The organism is Rhizobium sp. 05N49 (genome assembly GCF_056396805.1).
The window spans coordinates 49,946-70,695 of sequence record NZ_JBFTME010000007.1; the positions used below are offsets into that span (position 1 = coordinate 49,946).

Below are 20,750 nucleotides of genomic sequence, written 5' to 3' on the forward strand. Positions count from 1 at the left end.
TCAGCTTTCTCGAGAGAAGATCTGGCGTACGATATAATTCGGCGAGGCGTCGTCGCGGTAATAGGTTCGGGCGATCATCTCCGCCAGGATGCCGGTCGTGATCATCTGCACCGACGACAGCAGCAGCACGACGCCGACCATCAGCATCGGTCTTGTGCCGATATCATTGCCCATGATGAACTTGTCGACGCCGAGATAGAGGAGGATCAGCGCTGCAAGGCCGCCGAGGCCGAGGCCGAGCGAGCCGAAGAAATGGCCCGGGCGGGCCTTGTAGCGCATGAAGAACATGACGGACAGCAAGTCGAGGATCACGCGGAAGGTGCGCGAGATGCCGTATTTCGAGGTGCCATGCTGGCGTGCGTGATGGGTGACGGCCATTTCGCCGATGCGCGAGCTCGGCACGACGCCGGCAACCCAGGCCGGGATGAAGCGGTGCATCTCGCCCATAAGCTTCACCTGCTTGATGATCGAGGCGCGGTAGATCTTCAGGCTGCAGCCATAGTCATGCAGCTTCACGCCGGTGATGCGGCCGATCAGGTAATTCGCGCACCAGGAGGGGATCTTGCGCAGCAGCAGTCCGTCCTGGCGGTTCTTGCGCCAGCCGACGAGCAGGTCTAGTTCGCGCCGTTCCAGCTCCGAGACCATCGAAGGAATATCCTTCGGGTCGTTTTGCAGGTCGCCGTCCATGGTGGCGATCAGCCGGCCCTGGGCCGTGTCGATACCAGCCTGCATGGCGGCGGTCTGGCCGAAATTGCGCTGCAGTTCGACGATGCGCAGCGTCAGCCCGTCGCGGTTGACGAATTTACGGGCGTTGACGAGTGTTGCGTCCGTGCTGCCGTCGTCGACAAGGATCAGTTCCCAGCGATGCGGATAGTCGGCCATGGCCGCGACGATGCGCTCGATGAGCGGGCCGATGCTTTCTTCCTCGTTGAAAACAGGGACGACCAGCGACAATTCGAGCGGTTGCATCTGATCATTCGCACCGCGAATGGACTCTACCGTTGTCTGCAAGTTTCATTTCTCCTAAAAGGCGCGGCAATGAAGGACCAATGGAATACCAGCCGCCGCAGCCAAACTTAGGAAGCCTGATACATGAAGACCCCGAGTGTTGAAAGCGGGCAATCCTGGTTTCTGCGCAATCGCATGAGCCTGCTGACGGTCGCAATCGTCGCAGCCTATGCACTTTTCATCGAATGGTTCTGGGGCTGGTCGGTCATATTGGAACAATGGGCCGCCGTCGGAGCACGTCCGGTTATCGGCGCACTGATACTGCTGACCAGCACCTATTTCCTGCGTACATGGCGCATCTACGATTATTTTCCACGGGAGACGGCAGGCCGTTTCGTGGCACTCTTCCGCGTCACGCAGATCCATAACCTCCTGAACATCATGCTGCCCTTCCGCGCCGGCGAGACGAGTTTTCCGGTGCTGATGCGCACGGAATTCGGCATTCCGCTGACCCGCGGCACCTCCGCCCTGCTGGTCATGCGGCTTCTGGACCTGCATGCGCTGCTCGCTGCCGCCGGCCTCGGTTTTGCTGTGGCCGCCTCCAATGCCGCGCTTGCCTGGCTCGTCTGGGTCATATTTCTGTTCCTGCCGGTCTTTGCCTTCGCTGCCCGCAAGCCGCTGCTGCGTCTCGGTGCAAAGCTCCTGCCGCGCAAGGCGCAGGCACTGCTCCATGAAATCGAGAATGGACTGCCTTTCGATGCCGTGGCCTTCGGCCGCGCCTGGGCGATGACCATCGTCAATTGGCTGGTGAAGGTGCTGGTGCTCGCCTGGGCGCTCGGCCTGATGGGCGTGTTGCCGATGGCCGCAAGCTTCGGCGGCGCGCTGGGTGGCGAGCTTTCCTCGGTATTGCCGGTGCATGCCCCGGGCGGTGTCGGCACTTATCCGGCCGGCATCACTGCCGGTGCGGTCGCCTTCGGTGCATCGAGCGAACGCTCAGCACTGGATGCGCTGGCGCAGGCGAGCGTCAGCGCGCATCTGCTCATCATCGTTTCGGCCCTGACCGGCACCGCCATCTCGCTCCCGCTCGGCCGCCGCCGCAAGGCTAGATCCTAAGCTCCGCAATGCGCTTTCGCAGAAAGACCTGTTCCGGTTCCTGCCGGCAGAATGTCAGCGCCGTCTCGTAAGCTTCAATCGCCTCGGCCCGGCGTCCGAGCCGGCGCAGGAAATCCGCGCGCGCCGAGTGGGCGAGGTGATAGGTCGAAAGTTCCCCCTTGCCGAGAATGGCATCGACAAGTGCGAGGCCTGTTTCGGGTCCGTCGGCCATGGCGACTGCCACCGCGCGGTTGAGTTCGGCAACAGCCGACGGATGGGCGGCAAGCAGCAGGTCGTAGTAGGAGGCGATGCGCCGCCAGTCCGTCTCTTCGGTGTTGCCGGTCTTCGCATGTTCCGCCGCGATCGCCGCCTGAACCGTGTAGATCCCAACTTCGGGTGTGCGCATGGCGATCGAAAGCAGCGAAAGCCCTTCGGCAATCTTGGTCCGGTCCCATCGTGACCGATCCTGATCGGCAAGCAGCACCAGCGCGCCGTCGCCATCCTGCCGGGCAGCACGACGCGACTCCTGCAGGAGCAGCAGCGACAGCAGGCCGGAGACATCCGGATGCGGCAGCAGTGTCGCCAGCAACCGTGCCAGCCGGATCGCCTCGGCCGTCAGATCCGCGCGGACGATCGTGTTGCCCGAGGATGCCGAATAGCCCTCGTTGAAAACGAGGTAGATGACGTGCAGCACCCGGTCGAGCCTTTCAGGCAGCTCGGCCCCCACGGGCACTTCATAGGGAATTTTCTCCGTCCTGATCCGGTTCTTGGCGCGCACGATACGCTGCGCGACGGTCGGCGCCGGCACGAGGAAGGCGTGCGCAATTTCTTCCGTCGTCAATCCGCAGACCTCGCGCAGCGCCATCGCGGTCTGTGCATCGGCGGCAAGCGCCGGATGGCAGCAGATGAAGATCAGCCGCAGCATGTCGTCCTCGATCGGTTCCATGTCGCCAATCTCCGTTTCTGTGCCACCAGGATAGAGGCCGTCCTCGATGTGCTGCAGCGAGGCGTTGAAGCGGGCCCGCCGCCGGAGGTGATCGATCGCCTTGAAGCGCCCTGTCGAGACCAGCCAGGCGACTGGATTGTTGGGCATGCCGTCGATCGGCCACGTCCGCGCGGCTGCTGCAAAGGCGTCGTGCAACGCCTCTTCCGCCCGGTCGAAATCGCCGAGCAGGCGGATCAGCGTCGCCAGAACCCGGCGCGAATGCTGCCGGTAGATATCCTCGATCACCCGTTCTCCAATCACCTGTTTCAAGGGCCGGCCCTCACTGCGGCAGGGTGAGAAGCCTCACCGGACGCAATTCGATCGACCCGACCCGGGCGCTAGGAATGCCCGCAACGACCTTGCGCGCCTCTTCGAGATCGCCCGCCTCGATGATGTAGATGCCGGCCAGATGTTCCTTGGTCTCGACATAGGGACCGTCGGTCGAAGACAGAATGCCGTGGCGCACGCTCAGGACCGAGGCGCTCTCGGGACCTTCCAATGCATCGGAATGGATCATGATGCCCTTGCGCTCGAGCTCCTCGTCATACTGGAAATGGTCCCTCACGAGCTCGTCGCCCTCGGCCTTGCTGAGCGTGCCATCCATATCGGCAGGATTATAGATGAGGCAGACGAAGCGCATCGCTATCTCCCATCCTTGATCGAATAGGCAGGCCTGATCTCGATCGACGCATATTTGAGGATCGGGAAGGTGGCAATGATCGCCTTGGCTTCCTCCATATCCCCAGCCTCGATCACCACGAAGCCGCCGAGATGTTCCTTGATTTCCGCGAATGGACCATCCGTTGCGGCCACGGTGCCGTTGCGAACCCTGAGCGTTACGGCCTGCTCCGGCTCATAGAGCGCCAGCGCGCTCAACATATGGCCGCTCTCGCGCCAGTGATCGTCGCTGATGATGCATTCCTGCGTGACTGCTGCCCATTCCTCCTGACTGACCTGGCTGCTCTTTTCAGTATCGAACCAGACTTGACCCAGATATTTCATGGCATGACCTCCTCAGCCGAATTCGTGGATGGGGCGAACCTCGATCGCGCCGAGTTTTGCCAGCGGAATGCCGGCTGCAACACGGATCGCGTCGTTGAGGTCCTTGGCTTCGATCAGGATGAAGCCCCCGAGCGCTTCCTTCGTCTCGATAAAGGGGCCGTCGGTGACCGACATCTCGCCGCCGCGCACCCTGACTGTGACGGCCGACTGCGGCGACTGCAGCGCCTGCGCGACGATCATGTGGCCGCTGTCGGCTAGGTCGCGGTCATAGGCGAGCGAATCCCGGCCAAGCTTGTTCTTCTCTTCCTGCGACATGGCCGACAGCACCGTGCCGTCGAACCAGACCTGGCAAAGATATTTCATTGCTTATCCTCCACGCTGTACTTTCACAGCCCTTGGAGCGCCGTGCGTCCATTCGGACGCACAAAGGACGCTCTAAATCTTTGAATCTATGCATCGGGCTCTCCGAAAATCTATCGCGATTTTCGGGCCGATGCTTAGAGACGAACAGCCTAGGTACTTTTCGACAGGGAAGAAAAATATCTTTCAAGCGGCCTGAATGTCGAAGGGCCAAGGCAGCGCTCGACAAAGCTTCATCTGACAACATCGAGGAGATGGAGCAATGAGCATGCTTGAATTCGGAATAGCACATCTGATCGTCACACGCGGCGTGCGCAAGATGCCGCCGCTTGAGAATGCCGAGGTGATGAAGATGCTGGTCAGGACCGGGATTGCGCTGGCGGCATTTGCCGGCCTGATCGAAGCGCTGCAGCTTGCCGCAAGCGCCTGAGAACAGCTGTGGCCCGACCGATAAGGTCGGACCACAGCTGATAACTTACTGAAACGCCGTTTCGAAGAAGCTGCGCAGCTTGCGCGAATGCAGGGCTTCCGGCGGCATGGCGGCAAGCTTCTGGATTGCCCGTATGCCGATCTGCAGATGCTGGTTCACCTGCGTGCGGTAAAAAGCGGTCGCCATGCCCGGCAGCTTGAGCTCGCCATGCAGCGGCTTGTCGGAAACGCAGAGCAGCGTCCCATAGGGAACGCGGAACCGGAAGCCGTTGGCGGCAATCGTAGCCGATTCCATGTCGAGCGCGATGGCACGAGCCTGTGACAGTCGTTTCACCGGGCCTGCCTGGTCGCGCAGTTCCCAGTTTCTGTTGTCGATCGTGCCGACTGTGCCAGTGCGCATGATGCGTTTCAGCTCAAAGCCCTCGTAACCGGTGATCTCGGCAACGGCAGCCTCGAGCGCCACCTGCACTTCGGCAAGTGCCGGGATCGGCACCCAGACCGGCAGGTCGTCGTCGAGCACATGATCTTCGCGCATGTACGCATGCGCCAGCACGTAGTCGCCGAGGCGCTGGCTGTTGCGCAGGCCGGCGCAATGGCCGAGCATCAGCCAGGCGTGCGGGCGCAGCACGGCCACATGGTCGGTGATCGTCTTGGCGTTGGACGGACCGACGCCGATATTGATCATGGTGATCCCGGCATGGCCCTTCTTCTTGAGGTGATAGGCCGGCATCTGCGGCAAGCGGGAAAGCACGGCATCCGTTTCCGGAACGCTCGATCCTGCAAGCGTGACGATATTGCCGGGCTCAACGAAGGCCGTATAGCCATCGCCGCCTTCTGCCATCAGCTTGCGTGCCCAGGAGCAGAATTCGTCGATATAGAACTGGTAGTTCGTAAACAGCACGAAGTTCTGGAAGTGCTCGGCACCCGTTGCCGTATAGTGCGACAGGCGGGCCAGCGAATAGTCGATGCGCTGTGCGGTAAAGGGTGCCAGCGGCGAGGGCTCGCCCGGAGGCGGCAGATACTCGCCGTTGGCAATTTCGTCGTCGGTCGTGTTGAGGTCGGGCGTATCGAAGAGATCGCGCAGTGGAATATCGACAAAAGCCGCTGCCGACGCTTCCACATGCGCGCCTTCGCCGAAAGCGAAGTGCAGCGGGATCGGCGTCGAGGATTCGGAAACGACGACAGGCACGTTATGGCTCTTCACCAGCAGCGAAAGCTGCTCCTTCAGATAGTGCTTGAAGAGCTTTGGCCGGGTGACCGTCGTCGTATAGACGCCGGGTGCCGTCACGTGGCCGTAGGAGAGACGGGAGTCGACATGGCCGAAGCTCGTCGTCTCGATGCTGACCTGCGGGTAAAAGGCCCGGTACCGGGAGGTGACCGGTGCGCCCTGCGCGAGCCTCGTGAAGCTGTCGATCAGGAAGGAGGTGTTGCGCTCGTAAAGTGCCGTCAGCGCCTCGACGGCTTTTGCCGGATCATCGAAGGTTTGCGGCTCGAAAGGGGGAGGCGACGAAATGTCGAACGCGGACAGGGGATAGATTCGTTTGCTCATGAGGCATTATAGAGAGTCGTTTTTAACAAGCAAACGACGCTCAAAGGCTGAGACCCAGATTTTTCCCGGGTCTCAACGGATGACGGTGCAGTAACCGCCGCTGCTTGCCAGGCATGTATAGTTCGCGCCGAAATGCGATTGCTGTGCGCCTCCGCCACCGCCGTTGCGCACCACGACTGCCGAAAACGAAATCGCGAAGATCGCCGCAAACAGCGTTATGATTGTAAAGCGTCTCGCTAGAATGAACACGTCCACGTCCTTACCCCGATATGCGCCCTTCATGGTGCTGTTTTGCCATGATGTGGCTGAACGGGTGCTGAGACGGTGGTTCATTTTGCGTTCAGTTTCTGAGGCCGGCTAAGGTTCTCAGAGGCCGAGCGTTTCAGAGACGGGTCCAGGTCTGCGTTTTGCAGAAGACCTGCATCATGCAGCCCTGCATCTTGAGCGAGCCGCCGGAGATCGTGCCCGAGCCGCTGTAGGTCTTGTCGTCGGCAGGATCGGTGATCTCACCGCTATAGCTGCCGCCGGCACCGGACAGTCTGCCGATCTTCTTGCCGGCATATTTGCCCGTCTTCAGCGTGATGCAGTATGCCCCGCCGCAGGGCGCAATCACTGCCGTATCGCCGGCGCGGGTCTTCCAGTTGCCGACGATCGGTTCATCTGCCTGGGCAAGGCCTGCCGCGAGTGCCAGTGCGCCGRCAAGAACGAGGGTACGGATCATCTCTTCCTCCTTGAGATATGAAATGCCGGGAAAATAACTGACGCGAACGTAAAGGTAAATATGATGCGGGACGGGCCAAAAATCCGGCCTCCGCGCGAGGTTTTTTCTGCTGATGGCCAGAGCGATGCTGATTTCATAGTGAACAAATCCTCAATTTCCAAATCTGAATTTTTCGTAAAAGGCGCTGGAAAATCCTTAATTCGCAGGGATTCCGATGTTTAACAAAAACCCAAGTTTACCAAGCATTTGCACTTTGTTTGCGTCAAATTAATCATGCATTTTAGGCGTTTTTTGAAAGCCGTTTGGCATAGTGAACCCATCAAACGAGCGGGGCAAACCCGCCGGACCGGAGAGGCCGGAAGCCGCAGAAGATGGCAAGGCCCAAAGGTAAAACAGGGTACGTCTTAACAGGCTAAACAGGGATAGAACCGATGGCACGCTTTGAAATGCACAATGCTGAAATGGCCACCATGGGTGGCGAAAGCAACAGCGCCGATGTCTTCTGCGAAATGGGTCTGATGTATGCGACCGGCCGTGGCTGCGAGATCGATCTCGTCTCCGCTCACAAGTGGCTGAACATCGCCGCAATCAAGGGCAACGACCGCGCCGCCGAGCTGCGTGCCGATGTGGCCGCTGCGATGAGCAAGATGCAGCTTGCCGAAGCGCTCCGCGCCGCACGCGAATGGATGACGATCCACTAAAGACTGTCGTCGCTTGGCGCGACGCGCTCCAAGGACCGTCTCCAACAAGACAATTCGAAATAACAACCTCAAAAGAGGGGAGCTGGCGGGGCGCTTTGGACGGGGCCGACGCCGGGAGAAGGAAACCGCGACCGGCGCCCTCCCGCCGGCCGCGGTTTACCCGTTTTTGGTTTCCCATTATCAGGCGAGTTTCTTCAGGACCTGCGGCAGAGCCTCTCCGAACCGCGCCATTTCGGCTTCCGGCCCGACGCTCACACGGATGCAGCGGTTCAGCGGTGCCACACCCGGCATGCGGATGAAGACGCCATGTTCCATCAGCCCGTCGACGATCGCCCGAGCATGAGTGCCATCGCGGCCGGCATCGATTGCCACGAAATTCGTTGCCGACGCCAGCGGCTGCAGGCCGTTTGCCCTGGCAATACCGGCGATCCTGTCGCGCGCGGCGTGGATCTTCCCGATCACCTCCGAAAGGTAGGCCTGATCCTTGAGGGCTGCGAGCGCAGCGACCGTCGCAAGCCGGTTCATGCCGAAATGATTGCGGATCTTGTCGAAGGCCAGCGCCGTGCCGGGCGTCGAGATCGCGTAGCCGACGCGGGCGCCGGCAAGACCGTAGGCCTTGGAGAAGGTGCGGGTGCGCACGATGTTCGGCAGATCGATGAGCGACCCGATCGACGGCAAGGCAGAGGCCGGGCCGGTCTCGCTATAGGCTTCGTCGAGGATCATCAGACAGGTTTCCGGCAGGGCGCGCGCGAAGGCGACGATCTCTTGGGCGTTCCACCAGCTTCCCATCGGATTGTCAGGGTTGGCGAAATAGACAAGCGGTGCGTTCTCGCGCTTGACCGCATCGAGCAACGCGTCGAGATCTTCACGGTCGCCGGCATAAGGAACAGTGACCAGTCGGCCGCCGAAGCCGTTCACATGGAAATTGAAGGTCGGATAGGCTCCGAAGGAGGTCACGACGGTGCCGCCGGGCTCGATCACCAGCCGCACGATCTGCCCGAGCAGTTCGTCAATGCCGCCGCCGATTGCGATATTGGCCGGTGTCACGCCTAGATGGGTGGCAAGCGCCTCGCGCAGCGCGTAATTTTCCGGATCGTTGTACTTCCAGATGTCGCCGGCCTGCTCGCGCATGGCGGCAATAACCGAGGGAGCCGGGCCGAAGCCGTTTTCATTGGCGCCGATGCGCGCTTCGACCTTCAGACCGCGCTGACGCTCGATGGCCTCTGGGCCGACGAAAGGGACGGTGGAGGGCAGGGCGCTGGCGAGCGGCGTGAAGCGCGAGAAGGCAGACATGCGAGGGCAATTTCCCGGGATTATTGAAAAAGCCGCGCAAGAATAGGCTCTCGCTTTGCCATGGCAAGCAAGATTATTTCACGCCCGCTGCGGCCTAGACGCGGGGGCTGTTGCGGCGTGCGTTGATCGCTTCCATATTGCCGATCATGAAGTCTGCGCGCACTACCTTGCGTAGAACCTCCGGCTCCATGAGGTTGATGAAGCGAACGCCGATGCGCTCGTGATGGCGGTAGACCTCGGCACAGCCGATGCGATAGGCGAGCCCAAGAATATTCAGATAATAATGTTTGGGCAGACCGGCCGTCGTCGACACGACAAAGGTCGCGCCACCCTGGGAAATGTCGAGAATTTCGGCGCTGCGCATCGAAATCCCGGTAAGGCAGGGGCGAACGGCCACGATACGGGCCGGTCGTTTGACGTTGAACTCCTCCCAGCGAATATCGTAGACAGCCGACTTCACCGTGGCGAGGTGCGTTGCGCGGAGCATTTCCATTTCGCATTCTCCGTCAGGCAGTTCAAGATGTGGGGCAGTTCGAATTTCAGGCTGTTCGACAGAGAGGCTCACACGAATGTTTTTCACATTCGTCAAATATGAAACTACAATTTTAACGAGTTTCAAATTTGTGCGTTAGCGGCACATCTATTGTGCCCTCTTGGGAATAAACTTGTCGTCGCTCAGGCCAGCAATCTTGCCGCGCAATAGCCCCCAGCAGCGCTAAGTGCCGTCAGAAAGGTTCCCCAGGCCATGTCCACAAGGCTCATCGCGAGCGGCCAGTTCTTTAGTGTCGACAAATTCGTGATGTCATAGGTGCCGTAAGCCGCCAGTCCCAAAATGGCACCATAGAGAAGCGTTGTGCCGATCGAGCCGCCGGAAAGCCCCGGCAAAACCGCAAGCACGACGATCGCGGCCGTGAAGAACAGATAGAAAAGCGCCGCGATACCGAGGTTCGGCGCGGGAAGCATCAGCTCGCCCAACTGGTCGCGATAGAAGGTGCGGGCGACGATGCCGAGCCATAAGGCGTCAACAACGGCAAGGGTGAGAAGGCAGCCGGCATAGGCAATAAACGCAGTTTTCATCGTCTTTCATCTCCCGCTTTGCCCGTTCTACGCCATGGCCCGCCTTGCGGATCGCCGTTGATTCTCTTTGCGCGGATTTTTCCCGAACTCTTTCATTTGCCGGGCGTTTTCTCTTTGCGATGTGCTGCTTTCAATAATGAAGTGAGGAAACTGAAATGACTGATGTCAAAGTTCCCTGGGAATCCTGGGTCGTCGTGTGCGATGGGGCAAAAGCCCTGATAATGCAGAATGCCGGCGATGCCGAACTGATGAACCTCCAGGTCCGTGAAACTCTTACGCAGCCCAATCAGCCGACACGCGAGCTCGGCACCGACAAGCCGGGTCGCGCCTACGCCCCGGATGGGCTCAGCGGCAGCGCCATGGAAGAGACCAACTGGCAGGACCAGGCCGAGGCCGACTTTCTGAAGGAAGTTGCCGTGAAGCTCGACGAGCTCGTACACGAAAAGGAGGCAAGCCGCATCGTTCTGGTAGCGCCTCCGCGTGCGCTCGGCACGTTGCGTCCCAATCTCAGTGCCGATGCACAGGCCGCAATCTCGGCCGAAGTGGCGAAGGATTACACCAATCTCCCCGTCGACCAGATCGAGCGGCATCTGGCCGCCTGATCGCCACAAGCCATCGCTCTTTGAAACGCGGGTCACACGGCCCGCGTTTTTATGCGGCCAGATCAGGGAATCAGAGGCTGGTTTCGAAGCTCAACCGCAGCACGTGATGCAGGAATTCGGGGTTCAGCAGCATGTTGAAGCTGATGGTCACGAATTCGTCTTCGCGCTTGACCACGGTCGCTCCGATCTCGTCGTGGATGCCGAGGATTTCAAGGAAGAAATTCTGCGGCATTTCCAGGCTGGGGCTGACTTCCAGCAGCGCGCCGGCTAGCGTGATGGTGCGGATCAGGCAGCGCACTTGCGTGCCGGTGCTGAGGTGATGGCCGACGAAGATGATGTTGCCGGGCCGATCGAGGTTGAATTCTCTGTAAGCCTGTTCGGGCTTCGGATGTTCTGTGTCGAGGTGCATCTGAAAGGCCATGTCAGCCTCCGCTTGTTGTACGATCTGACTTTAACGCAGGATTGCTCACATCTGCTGAACAATATCTTTAAAATTGAAAGCTTGTGCAAAATCTAACGGCATAACGCTTTTATCGTCGGCAATATTGTTCAGAATCTGCCCATTTTTTCGCCAAGCCTGTGCCGATCTTGACTTGGCATCCGTCGTCGCGCATAGAGAAGCCGGTTCGAGGCACCGGCCGCTCGCGGATAAGATCCATGGTGAAGCCCTCGCGATCATGGTCACAGCCCCTGTGCATGCTGACTGACGGCAATGCGAGCCCCCCTGACAGTCGAATGGCATGCCTTTGAAAGGCTGACTCCATGACTCGTACCACCATGACTATGGCCTATCCGCCGGTTGATGAACTGAAGGCCCAGGCAAAGCGCCTGCGTCAGGCCATGACCGAACGCGGCAGCGAGATCACCCACGCCGCCGCTCTCGAGCTGATCGCCCGCCAATATGGCGTCCGCGACTGGAACACGCTCTCCGCCCTTGCTGCCAAGCCCAATGACAAGCCTGCGTCGCCGATCTTCGTCGGCGCGCATATTCGCGGGCGGTACCTGAACCAGCCTTTCACCGGCAAGGTTCTCGCATTGTCGGCTGTCCCGGGCAGCGACTTCTACAGGATCACCATCCATTTCGATGAGCCTGTCGACGTCGTGACCTTCGAGAGCTTCTCGGCCTTCCGCCAGCGCGTCCATGCCCAGATAGACGAGAATGGCGTCTCGCCGCGCAAGACCTCGAACGGTCTGCCGCATCTCGTTCTCGATATCTGACAGCCTGATCGTTGCCCGCAACACCCGGATTCCGTCCATGACTTCAAATTCGCAAACAAATGCATTCCTGACCGGCTCGCTGCCTTCGGTCTTTGCCCGCACGGCACTGCCAATCATCCTGATCACCACCATCAACGGCCTCTTTGCCGTGGTGGACGCCTATTTCCTTGGCGCTTATGTCGGGGCCGGTGCGCTTTCCGCCGTCACCCTTGTCTTTCCCGGCCTGATGATGCTGGTGGCCCTGCAGTCGCTCGTCTCGAACGGTATGGCGAGCATCCTTGCCCGTGAACTCGGCGCCGGCAATCGCGATGCCGCCCGCCGCACCTTTGCGGCGGCCCATGTGCTGGCAATCGCCGTCGTGCTTGTCATCAACGCGATCTACTGGACCGTCGGCTGGCGCATCGTCGACAATGCCGCCGCAGGCGATCTCGCCGTTGCCGAAAATGCCCGCGCCTTCATCGGCATCATGGTCGGTGCCGCACCCGTCGCCTTCTTCCTGTCGCTGAATATCGATGCCCTGCGCAGCGAAGGCCGGATCGGATTCATGACCATGGTGATGCTTGCCGCCACGGCACTTAACATCGTCGCCAACTGGTTCTTCATGGCGATCCTGCAATGGGGGGTGGCCGGCTCGGCGCTGGGCTCGGTGCTGGCGCAGGCGATCTGCCTTGTTGCCGTGCTGATCTATCGCTGGCGCAATGCGCGCGCACTTCGTCCGGCATCCCGCTTTCCGCTTGCGGACTGGCGGCCGATCCTGGCACTTGGCGCGCCGATGAGCCTCGGCTTCATCGGCATCTCGCTCTGCTCCGCAGCCGTCATCTTCAATCTGTCGATCTGGGGCGAGGGCGATTATGTCGCGACTGTTGGCGCCTACGGCATCATCACCCGTGTCATGACTGTGGCTTACCTGCCGCTGCTCGGCCTCAACATCGCCTTCCAGACGATCTGCGGCAATAACTATGGGGCAGGCCTGTCCGAGCGCGTCGGCCGCAGCCTGCAGATCGCGCTGGTCGCAGCTCTCGTCTACTGCGCCGGCGTCGAGATAACGGTCGAACTATTGGCAAGCCGCCTTGGCCATGTCTTCGTGGCCGACCCAGTCGTCATCGCCGAGGTCTCACGCATCCTGCCCTGGACGGTCGGCGCCTATTTCCTGTTCGGCCAGATGATCGTCCTGTCAGGCTATTTCCAGGCGATAGGCGATGCCAAGCGTGCGGCGATCTTCGGCCTGTCGCGCGCCTATCTCTTCACCCTGCCGCTGACTTTCCTGCTGCCGCATGCCTTTGGGGAGATGGGTATCTGGATGGTGCCGGTCTTTGCCGAAGCCTGCATGTTCCTGCTGGCCTTTGCCGTCCTTTCGCGCAATGCAAGGCGGCTCGGCTGGCGGTACGGTTTGCTGCCTGCTTGAGGGCAGAGCATGGAAAAACGAAGAAGGCCGCGCCTTTTTGGGCGCGGCCTTGTTTCAATCCTTCGCGGTTGCAGGTGCGGATGCGGTGGCAGCCTCTGCTTCCCCGAGCGCCTGGGCGCATTCCTCGCAGCAGACCTCGACGGTCTTTCCGCCAAGCTTGACGCTGATGGTATCAGCTCCGAGTTCGCAGTCGCAGGCAGCGCATGTGGTCTTCTTCATCTGTCATCCTCCGTTGGGTCCCCGTCAGGGGCGGGATCATAAGACCACTGGTGGACCTTCATCGCTGTCGAATTCTTTAGCGATTTCAGGCCCGCAGTCGCGTGGCACGCTGGAACTCCGCCGGCGTCTGGCCATAGGCCTGGCGGAAGGATGCGGTGAAATGGCTGTGGCTGGAAAAGCCGAGATCGAGGCCGAGCGCTGTCAGATCCTCATACTCGCCAAGAAGATCGAGCGCGCGGGCAAGGCGAAGCCGAAGCTGGTAGCGATAGAGCGGGGTTGCCTCCACCTGCTGGAAGACCTGGGTCAGATAGACAGGCGAAACGCCCACTTCCGTTGCGATTTCGGCAAGCGTCCAGCGCCGCGCGAGATCGGAGGAGAGCACGAGCTTTGCCCGGTCGACAAGTTTCTGTCGACCGGCACTCGCACCCGCTGCATGCGAGGTGCGTTCGCCGAGCGAGCGGCGCACGAGAGTGAGCGCCAGCGTTTCCGCTTCCAGCGTCTCGGCAACACCCCGGCGCAGCCCATGGCGAAGAAGCGCGACAAGCGCCTGCGCCCGCGGATCGATGCGCCGGCGCTGGCGCTTGAAACCGAACAGCTCGCCGGCCTGCACCTGATCCCTGGGCGCGAGTTCGGCCAAAAGGGATTCGTCGATTGAAAGATCGATGCAGGCATCGCCGCCCTCGACGGGATGGCTGATACGATAGCCTTGGCCGGCGTTGAAGAACAGCATCTGGTTGGCTTCCGCCACCGTGTCGGTGCGCCCGACATGACGCATGAAGACGCCGCGATAGGGATAGACGAGACTCGTCTTGTGGGCGCATTCCTCGTCGCTCTTGTGACGGCATTCGCCATTGCAGACAATGTCGCGGATCGCGACAGTCTTCGTCTTCAAGAGCAATGCGGTCGAAAATTGCGACATCGGTCTTTCCGGATTTTTGCGCGGCGAGTGCTGCCCGCCGCTGCACCCTATCACAATCCCTTGTTGCGCCAGTAGTGGCTTGAGATATGCACGTCGCTTTCGATCTGGCCGCGAGAAAGACCGATATCCTTGAGCTGATCGTCGGACAACTCCATGACGGCGCTGCGACTGCGCCGTTCGGCGAGCTTGCGTCCTATCAACCGAAAGCCCGTAACGAGACTTGCAAGAAGCCGGGACTGTCTGGTTTCCGTCCGGCGGGTAGTCTCGGCATAAATTGTAAGGCTAGAGCCGCGCATGGTGTTCCTCCATCCATTGCGTTTGAATGGGAGGATTGAACCATCTGCGCGGCTCGCCCGCTGTCAGATTATTTAGCGATCTGCGGCCGGATCAGGCTTTCAGCAGCCATTCGTGTTCCGGCGCATTGTAGAACTTCCAGACACGCTTCGGCCCCGCCATGACATTGAGATAATAGAGATCGTAGCCATGCGTTGCCGCGCACGGATGATAGCCCTTCGGTACCAGCGTCACGTCGCCGTCTTCGATGGCCATCGCCTCATCGAGCGAGCGGTCGTCCGTATAGACGCGCTGGAAGCCGAAGCCCTGGGGCGGGTTGAGGCGGTGGTAGTAGGTCTCTTCCAGCATGCTTTCATGCGGAAGATTGTCCTGGTCATGCTTGTGCGGCGGATAGGAGGAGGTATGACCGCCGGGCGTGATGACCTCGACGACGAGCAGTGAATGCGCCGAGCTATCGTCTTCCGGCATGATGTTGTTGACGTAGCGCACATTCGTGCCCTTGCCGCGCGTCAGCGGCGGGTGCGTGCCGGGCGGAATGGCCTTGGCCTCATAGGTGCCGCCGCCGGGGGCGGAGCAAACGGCAAGCTCCAGATCCGTCTCCGCCGTCACCGACCATGTCGATTCCATCGGAATATAGAGAGCATGCGGTGCGCCGTCGAAAGGGCTCATGCGCTCGCCGAGCGTACCGAAATCCCTGGTGCCGGCCGAAGCCTTGCCTTTGCCGCTCACCCAGACGAGGCAAACTTCGCGTTCGCCTGTCTCTCCCGATGCCGTCTCGCCCGGCTTCAAGCGGTGCATGTCGAAGCCGACATAGGTCCAGCCGGCGCTTTCGGGCGTCACATGCGTGACGCGGCCGGTCTTGCCTGACGGTTTTACCTTGAGGTTTGGCATTGGTGTTTCTCCTCCTGAATTGGTGGGTGCGGCCCCCACATCCGGCTGCCGCCACCTTCTCCCCGCTGGGGAGAAGGCATATGCCGCGCCCGCCTCTTTCTCCCTTCTCCCCCAGGGGAGAAGGTGCCCGAAGGGCGGATGAGGGGGCTCCGGGCTCCAGCAGTTTTGTAGTTACGCCTTCGGGAAACCTTCCGTCTCCACCGTATAACCAGCCGCCGTCATGACACGCATCAATTCGGCATGACCGATCTCCGCCATCTTCTGGGGCGGTGCCTTACGCGGGTCCTGTTCGGCTTCAACGACGAACCAGCCTTCATAACCATAATCGGCGAACCGCTTGACGATGGCGCCGAAATCGAGCGAGCCGTCGCCCGGCACGGTGAAAGCGCCGAGCGCTACTGCGTCGAGGAAGGACTGCTTGCTGCGATCCAGCCCATCGACAACGGCCTTGCGGATATCCTTCACATGCACATGGTTGATGCGGGCGTGGTGATTATCGATCGCGCGCAGCACGTCGCCGCCGGCAAAGGCCAGATGCCCGGCATCGAGCAGCAGCGGAATGCCGGCGCCCGAATTCTTCATGAAGGCGTCGAGTTCCGGCTCGGTCTCCACGACAGCCGCCATGTGGTGGTGATAGGAAAGCGGCATGCCCTGCTCGGCGCACCATTCGCCGAATTCGGTGACACGGCGCGCATAGGCCTTCATCTCGTCATCGCCAAGCCGCGGCTTGGTGGCGAGTGGCTTGGAGCGGTCGCCCTGGATCGAGCGGCCGACTTCGCCATAGACGATACAGGGCGCATTGACCGCCTTGAAAAGTTCGATCATCGGAGCGATGCGGTGCTTGTTGGCCGCAAGCTCCTCATTGACAAGCGTGCCGGAGAACCAACCGCCGCAGAGCGTCACGTCGGCGGCGCGCAGAATGGGCAGCATCTCTTGCGGGTTGCTCGGGAAGCGGCGGCCCTGCTCCATGCCGGTAAAGCCGGCAGTGCGGGACTGGCGCAGGCATTCTTCAAGGGACACGTCGTCGCTGAGTTCAGGAAGGTCGTCGTTCCACCATGCGATGGGCGACATGCCGAGTTTGGCCTTCATCGATAGTCTCCTTAAATAGAGTGCGGAGGAGCGCTGCCGCTCCTCCGGAAAATGATAGCAATTGGATCAGCCGACGCGCTGGGCGGCGCGTGCCTTGACATAGGCCTCATGGGCCTTGTTGACATCGCCGCGCGGGCTGACTTCCGGCACCGCCACATCCCACCAGTGACCACCGGCATCCGTCGTGATCAACGGGTCGGTATCGATGACGAAGACCGAGCTGCGATCGTTCTTCTTCGAATCGGCGATCGCCTGTTCCAGTTCGGCGATGGAGGAAACCTTCACTGCAATCGCGCCCATCGCTTCCGCATGCGCGCGGAAATCGATCTCGGGCATGACCTCATGATAGGAGTCCTTCAACAGGTTGTTGAAGTTGGCGCCGCCGGTTGCCATCTGCAGGCGGTTGATGCAGCCATAGCCTCTATTGTCGAGCAGCACGATATTCAGCTTGAGGCCGAGCATGACCGAAGTGGCGAGTTCGGAGTTCAGCATCATGTAAGAGCCGTCGCCGACCATGACGACGACGTCCTTTTCCGGGTGCGCCATCTTGGCGCCGAGGCCGCCGGCAATCTCATAGCCCATGCAGGAGAAGCCGTATTCCATGTGGTAGCTGCCGGGGACGGTGGCCGGCCACAGCTTGTGCAACTCGCCCGGCAGGCCGCCCGCCGCACATAGCAGCGTCGTCTTCTCGCCGCCGATGGAACGAACCACGGCACCGATGACCTGCGCGTCGGAGGGCAGGGCGGCATTGGTGGTGCCCATGGCCTTGGCGGCAGCCTCCATCCAGACGTTCTTTTCCTTCGTTGCCTTCTCGGCAAGCGCTGCTGGCGCTTTCCAGCCGGAAAGGCCTGACGAAAGTGCCTTCAGTCCCTCGCGCGCGTCGGCGACAAGCGGATGGCTGTCATGCTTCAGCGCGTCATAGGCAGCGATATTAAGGTTGAGCAGCTTCAGGCCTTCGTTCTTGAAGAGCGCCCAGGAACCGGTCGTGAAATCCTGGCAGCGCGTGCCGACGGCAATCACCAGGTCGGTTTCCTCGGCAATAGCGTTGGCAGCCGATGTGCCGGTCACGCCGACGGAGCCAAGCGCCAGCGCATGACGCTCGTCGATCGCCGACTTGCCGGCCTGGGTGACGACGACGGGAACGCCATGCACCTCCGCGAAAGCCGCAAGCTCCTTGGTCGCCTGCGAATAGAGTACGCCGCCGCCGGCAACGATAACGGGCTTCTGCGAAGCCTTGATCAGCGCAATGGCATTGGCAAGCTCATCGGCATCCGGCTGCGGACGGCGCACCGTCCAGACCTTCTCTTCGAACAGGCTTTCCGGATAATCGAAGGCTTCTGCCTGAACGTCCTGGCAGAGCGACAGCGTCACAGGGCCGCAATCGAGCGGATCGGTCAGCACCTGCATGGCGCGCTTCAGCGCCGTGATGATCTGTTCCGGCCGGGTGATACGGTCGAAATAGCGCGAGACCGGGCGGAAGGCATCATTGGCCGAGACCGTGCCGTCGCCGAAATCCTCGATCTGCTGCAGCACCGGATCGGGCGCGCGATTGGCGAAGATATCGCCGGGCAGGAAGAGCACCGGGATGCGGTTGACATGCGCCACGCCGGCAGCCGTCACCATGTTCAGAGCACCGGGGCCGATCGAGGTCGTGCAGGCCATGAAACGCTGGCGGAAGCTCGCCTTGGCATAGGCGATAGCCGCGTGGGCCATGCCCTGTTCGTTATGCGCACGATAGGTCGGCAGTTCCTGGCGCACCTGATAGAGTGCCTCGCCCATGCCGGCGACATTGCCGTGGCCGAAGATTGCCCACACGCCACCGAAGATCGGCACCTTTTTGCCGTCGACGATGGTCATCTGCACTTTAAGGAAATGCGCGACGGCCTGCGCCATCGTCAATCTTACCGTCTTGCCCATCGGGCGCCTCCCAAATTCGCTCTACTTAGTTGAGACCGCGCGTTTTCAGCCAGGCCTCTGTCAATTGCTTGAAGCGACCGGCCATATCGGCAATCGCTTCCTCGTCGTTGATCTTGCCCGAAAGCCAGCCGCGCGCCGCATCGGCAAAGATCGTACGGCCCACCGCAAAGCCCTTGACCGAGGGTGCCGCCAGCGTCGCCTCGAACCCCTTCACCAGTTCGTCGGCGGGAGCTTCTAGCCCCAAAAGCACGATACCGCGGCACCATGGATCATTTTTGGCAATGACGGCATCGATCTTTTTCCAGGCGCCGGTTGAGGCCTGTGGCTCGAGCTTCCACCAGTCCGGCTTGATGCCGAGCGCGTAGAGCTCTTCCAGCGCCGTCGACACCGTATCGTCGGTCAGCGGCCCGTTCTTGCTGGAGATGATCTCCACCAGCAGCTCGCGGCCGACCTTGCGTGCGGCTTCAAAGAGCGTGCGCAGTTTTTCCTGCTGTTCCTTCTTCAATTCCGCCGGATCGTCGGGATGATAGAAACACAGGCACTTGATGCAATGGTCGAGCGGCCATTCTACCAGCTGCGAGCCGATATCCTGGCTGAATTCGAAGCGAAGCGGCTTGGAGCCCGGAAGCTCGACCGGCCGGCCGATCCAGGTGAAATCCTTCTTGGCCGCGTCGAAGAAGGCGTCACGGCCGAAGCGCTCGTCGATCAGCATGCCGTAGCCGGTCCGCCCGTCAGCAACGCGGGAAGCAGCTTCTACCGCCAGCCGCTTGAAGGCGACGATCTGCTTATAATCGATGCTGAGCTCGTCGCAGACAGCCGTTAGCTGCGAACGATGGTCGATGGCGAGCGCCATCAGAAGCGGGATGTCGCCCTTGCGGGTCGAGGCCCAATGGATGTGGTTGATCGCTTCGTCCTTGCGCAGCGCGCGGTGCTTGCTGCCGTTCTTCAGGAAGAAGTCGAGCTCCGCCCAGGTCGGATATTCCGGCGAGCAGAGCAGGCGGGAAACGGCAAAGGCGCCGCAGGCATTCGCCCAGGTGGCGCAGGTCTTCAGCGGTTCATCCTTCAGCCAGCCGCGCAGCAGGCCGGACATGAACGCATCGCCCGCGCCAAGCACGTTGAACACCTCTATCGGAAAGCCCTGGCCGACAATGCCGTCTTCGAGATTGTCGCTGATCGGGCCGTCATAGACGATGCAGCCCATGGCGCCGCGCTTCAGAACGATTGTCGCCGGCGAGAGGCGTCTGATCTCCTTCAACGCACCGAGAACGTCATCGGCACCCGATGCAATCAGGATCTCTTCTTCCGTTCCGACGATCAAGTCGCAATCCGGCAGCGTCTCCTTCATCTTCGAGGAGACGCGGTCCGACTTCACATAACGCTCGAAGCCCTCGGCATGGCCGGCAAGGCCCCAGAGGTTCGGCCGGTAATCGATATCGAAAATCACCTTTCTGCCATTCGCCTTGGCAAGCCGGATCGCCTTGCGTTGCGCGGCCTCCGTATTCGGCCGGGAGAAATGCGTGCCCGAGACGAGCACTGCGCGCGAGGACTTGATGAAATCCTCGTCAATATCGCCTTCGTCGAGTGCCATATCGGCGCAATCGGAACGATAGAAGATCATCGGCGAGACGCCCTCGGCCTCTACCGCCAGCAGCACAAGTGCCGTCAGCCGATCCTTGTCGGTCTTGATGCCTTTCGTCTCGACGCCCTCGCGCGCCGACTGCTCGATGATGAAGCGCCCCATCTGCTCGTCGCCGACGCGGGTGATCAATGCCGATTTCAGCCCGAGCCGCGCCGTGCCGATCGCGATATTGGCCGGGCAGCCGCCGACAGATTTCGCAAAGGAACCGATATCTTCCAGCCGCGAACCGATTTGCTGACCGTAAAGGTCGACGGACGAGCGGCCGATGGTGATCACGTCGAGTGTCGGCTCCGGCTGTGAGCCCGGATTCGATTGTGCCATGATGTCCTCCCGCTAGATTTTTACGCGGCCTGGACCGTCCGCGAATTTTGAATAATGAAACATCGGTTCCGTCTGTTTG

25 protein-coding genes and 1 pseudogene are annotated in these 20,750 nt (G+C 60.8%); 7 read left to right on the forward strand and 19 right to left on the reverse strand.

Annotated features, from left to right (window positions below; translation table 11 throughout):
* Positions 1–1,011, reverse strand: coding sequence for a glycosyltransferase family 2 protein (locus AC1DF8_RS15630; RefSeq protein WP_112544778.1), 1,011 nt, complete (start codon positions 1,009–1,011; stop codon positions 1–3).
* Positions 1,012–1,092: 81 nt separating this feature from the next.
* On the opposite strand from AC1DF8_RS15630, the gene AC1DF8_RS15635 reads away from it, so the two are divergent.
* Positions 1,093–2,061, forward strand: coding sequence for a lysylphosphatidylglycerol synthase domain-containing protein (locus tag AC1DF8_RS15635; protein WP_112544777.1), 969 nt, complete (start codon positions 1,093–1,095; stop codon positions 2,059–2,061).
* Here the strand turns inward: AC1DF8_RS15635 and AC1DF8_RS15640 are convergent.
* Genes AC1DF8_RS15640 through AC1DF8_RS15655 form a run of 4 tightly spaced genes read right to left on the reverse strand, consistent with a single transcriptional unit; the run spans position 2,051 to position 4,390 of the window.
* Complete coding sequence (locus tag AC1DF8_RS15640; RefSeq protein ID WP_478154236.1) at positions 2,051–3,286, reverse strand: RNA polymerase sigma factor; 1,236 nt, start codon at positions 3,284–3,286, stop codon at positions 2,051–2,053. The genes AC1DF8_RS15635 and AC1DF8_RS15640 overlap by 11 nt on opposite strands.
* Positions 3,287–3,305: 19 nt before the next feature.
* Positions 3,306–3,665, reverse strand: coding sequence for a YciI family protein (locus tag AC1DF8_RS15645; protein WP_478154119.1), 360 nt, complete (start codon positions 3,663–3,665; stop codon positions 3,306–3,308).
* A 2-nt stretch (positions 3,666–3,667) separates the two neighbouring features.
* Positions 3,668–4,027 (reverse strand): YciI family protein, encoded by a 360-nt coding sequence (locus AC1DF8_RS15650; protein WP_112967924.1) that lies wholly within the window; start codon positions 4,025–4,027, stop codon positions 3,668–3,670.
* 12 nt (positions 4,028–4,039) lie between these two features.
* The gene (locus AC1DF8_RS15655) at positions 4,040–4,390 is read right to left on the reverse strand and encodes a YciI family protein (RefSeq protein ID WP_112544774.1); all 351 of its coding nucleotides are present in this window, start codon (positions 4,388–4,390) and stop codon (positions 4,040–4,042) included.
* Between the two features lie 259 nt (positions 4,391–4,649).
* Between AC1DF8_RS15655 and AC1DF8_RS15660 the strand changes: the two genes are divergently transcribed.
* On the forward strand, positions 4,650–4,817 hold the full coding sequence (locus AC1DF8_RS15660; RefSeq protein ID WP_183851099.1) for a hypothetical protein: 168 nt from the start codon (positions 4,650–4,652) through the stop codon (positions 4,815–4,817).
* 45 nt (positions 4,818–4,862) lie between these two features.
* Here AC1DF8_RS15660 and amn read toward each other — a convergent pair whose 3' ends face one another.
* The 3 genes from amn to AC1DF8_RS15675 all read right to left on the reverse strand — a co-directional run bounded on the left by amn (position 4,863) and on the right by AC1DF8_RS15675 (position 7,086).
* A complete protein-coding gene (amn, locus tag AC1DF8_RS15665; protein ID WP_112967926.1) occupies positions 4,863–6,365 on the reverse strand; it encodes an AMP nucleosidase in 1,503 nt (500 codons plus the stop codon).
* A gap of 72 nt (positions 6,366–6,437) precedes the next feature.
* Complete coding sequence (locus AC1DF8_RS15670; protein WP_183851097.1) at positions 6,438–6,620, reverse strand: hypothetical protein; 183 nt, start codon at positions 6,618–6,620, stop codon at positions 6,438–6,440.
* Positions 6,621–6,747: 127 nt separating this feature from the next.
* The gene (locus tag AC1DF8_RS15675; RefSeq protein ID WP_478154120.1) at positions 6,748–7,086 is read right to left on the reverse strand and encodes a DUF2147 domain-containing protein; all 339 of its coding nucleotides are present in this window, start codon (positions 7,084–7,086) and stop codon (positions 6,748–6,750) included.
* Positions 7,087–7,517: 431 nt separating this feature from the next.
* Between AC1DF8_RS15675 and AC1DF8_RS15680 the strand changes: the two genes are divergently transcribed.
* The gene (locus tag AC1DF8_RS15680) at positions 7,518–7,787 is read left to right on the forward strand and encodes a sel1 repeat family protein (RefSeq protein ID WP_112544770.1); all 270 of its coding nucleotides are present in this window, start codon (positions 7,518–7,520) and stop codon (positions 7,785–7,787) included.
* Positions 7,788–7,967: 180 nt separating this feature from the next.
* Here the strand turns inward: AC1DF8_RS15680 and AC1DF8_RS15685 are convergent, their stop codons facing one another.
* From AC1DF8_RS15685 to AC1DF8_RS15695, 3 genes are all read right to left on the reverse strand, one after another.
* Entirely contained in the window at positions 7,968–9,080 is a 1,113-nt protein-coding gene (locus AC1DF8_RS15685; protein WP_478154121.1) for a pyridoxal phosphate-dependent aminotransferase, read from the reverse strand.
* A 94-nt stretch (positions 9,081–9,174) separates the two neighbouring features.
* Positions 9,175–9,573, reverse strand: coding sequence for a PilZ domain-containing protein (locus AC1DF8_RS15690; protein ID WP_112544768.1), 399 nt, complete (start codon positions 9,571–9,573; stop codon positions 9,175–9,177).
* 182 nt (positions 9,574–9,755) lie between these two features.
* Positions 9,756–10,157 (reverse strand): DUF2177 family protein, encoded by a 402-nt coding sequence (locus AC1DF8_RS15695; RefSeq protein WP_478154122.1) that lies wholly within the window; start codon positions 10,155–10,157, stop codon positions 9,756–9,758.
* A gap of 155 nt (positions 10,158–10,312) precedes the next feature.
* On the opposite strand from AC1DF8_RS15695, the gene AC1DF8_RS15700 reads away from it, so the two are divergent.
* On the forward strand, positions 10,313–10,759 hold the full coding sequence (locus AC1DF8_RS15700; protein ID WP_112544766.1) for a baeRF12 domain-containing protein: 447 nt from the start codon (positions 10,313–10,315) through the stop codon (positions 10,757–10,759).
* A gap of 70 nt (positions 10,760–10,829) precedes the next feature.
* Here the strand turns inward: AC1DF8_RS15700 and AC1DF8_RS15705 are convergent, their stop codons facing one another.
* Positions 10,830–11,168, reverse strand: a complete 339-nt coding sequence (locus AC1DF8_RS15705; RefSeq protein WP_112544807.1) for a hypothetical protein — start codon at positions 11,166–11,168, stop codon at positions 10,830–10,832.
* Between the two features lie 368 nt (positions 11,169–11,536).
* Between AC1DF8_RS15705 and AC1DF8_RS15710 the strand changes: the two genes are divergently transcribed.
* The gene (locus tag AC1DF8_RS15710; RefSeq protein WP_112967931.1) at positions 11,537–11,977 is read left to right on the forward strand and encodes a glyoxalase superfamily protein; all 441 of its coding nucleotides are present in this window, start codon (positions 11,537–11,539) and stop codon (positions 11,975–11,977) included.
* A 37-nt stretch (positions 11,978–12,014) separates the two neighbouring features.
* Complete coding sequence (locus AC1DF8_RS15715) at positions 12,015–13,382, forward strand: MATE family efflux transporter (RefSeq protein WP_478154123.1); 1,368 nt, start codon at positions 12,015–12,017, stop codon at positions 13,380–13,382.
* 54 nt (positions 13,383–13,436) lie between these two features.
* On the opposite strand, the gene AC1DF8_RS15720 is transcribed toward AC1DF8_RS15715, so the two are convergent.
* The 4 genes from AC1DF8_RS15720 to iolB form a co-directional block, all read right to left on the reverse strand.
* The gene (locus AC1DF8_RS15720) at positions 13,437–13,601 is read right to left on the reverse strand and encodes a hypothetical protein (protein WP_478154124.1); all 165 of its coding nucleotides are present in this window, start codon (positions 13,599–13,601) and stop codon (positions 13,437–13,439) included.
* Between the two features lie 85 nt (positions 13,602–13,686).
* Positions 13,687–14,520, reverse strand: a complete 834-nt coding sequence (locus AC1DF8_RS15725; RefSeq protein ID WP_112967933.1) for a helix-turn-helix transcriptional regulator — start codon at positions 14,518–14,520, stop codon at positions 13,687–13,689.
* A 50-nt stretch (positions 14,521–14,570) separates the two neighbouring features.
* Positions 14,571–14,816 carry a YjiS-like domain-containing protein gene (locus tag AC1DF8_RS15730; RefSeq protein ID WP_112967934.1) on the reverse strand — a complete coding sequence of 82 codons (246 nt, stop codon included), beginning with the start codon at positions 14,814–14,816 and terminating at the stop codon, positions 14,571–14,573.
* A gap of 91 nt (positions 14,817–14,907) precedes the next feature.
* Positions 14,908–15,705, reverse strand: a complete 798-nt coding sequence (gene iolB, locus AC1DF8_RS15735) for a 5-deoxy-glucuronate isomerase (RefSeq protein ID WP_478154125.1) — start codon at positions 15,703–15,705, stop codon at positions 14,908–14,910.
* Between the two features lie 19 nt (positions 15,706–15,724).
* Here iolB and AC1DF8_RS15740 point away from each other — a divergent pair.
* Positions 15,725–15,875, forward strand: a pseudogene (locus tag AC1DF8_RS15740) (endonuclease domain-containing protein); the annotation flags it as partial.
* A 1-nt stretch (position 15,876) separates the two neighbouring features.
* Here AC1DF8_RS15740 and iolE read toward each other — a convergent pair.
* The 3 genes from iolE to AC1DF8_RS15755 all read right to left on the reverse strand — a co-directional run bounded on the left by iolE (position 15,877) and on the right by AC1DF8_RS15755 (position 20,671).
* Positions 15,877–16,794, reverse strand: a complete 918-nt coding sequence (iolE, locus tag AC1DF8_RS15745; RefSeq protein ID WP_478154126.1) for a myo-inosose-2 dehydratase — start codon at positions 16,792–16,794, stop codon at positions 15,877–15,879.
* Positions 16,795–16,860: 66 nt separating this feature from the next.
* Positions 16,861–18,711, reverse strand: coding sequence for a 3D-(3,5/4)-trihydroxycyclohexane-1,2-dione acylhydrolase (decyclizing) (gene iolD / locus AC1DF8_RS15750; protein WP_478154127.1), 1,851 nt, complete (start codon positions 18,709–18,711; stop codon positions 16,861–16,863).
* Positions 18,712–18,736: 25 nt separating this feature from the next.
* Positions 18,737–20,671 (reverse strand): bifunctional 5-dehydro-2-deoxygluconokinase/5-dehydro-2-deoxyphosphogluconate aldolase, encoded by a 1,935-nt coding sequence (locus AC1DF8_RS15755; protein WP_478154128.1) that lies wholly within the window; start codon positions 20,669–20,671, stop codon positions 18,737–18,739.
* Positions 20,672–20,750 lie beyond the last annotated feature (79 nt).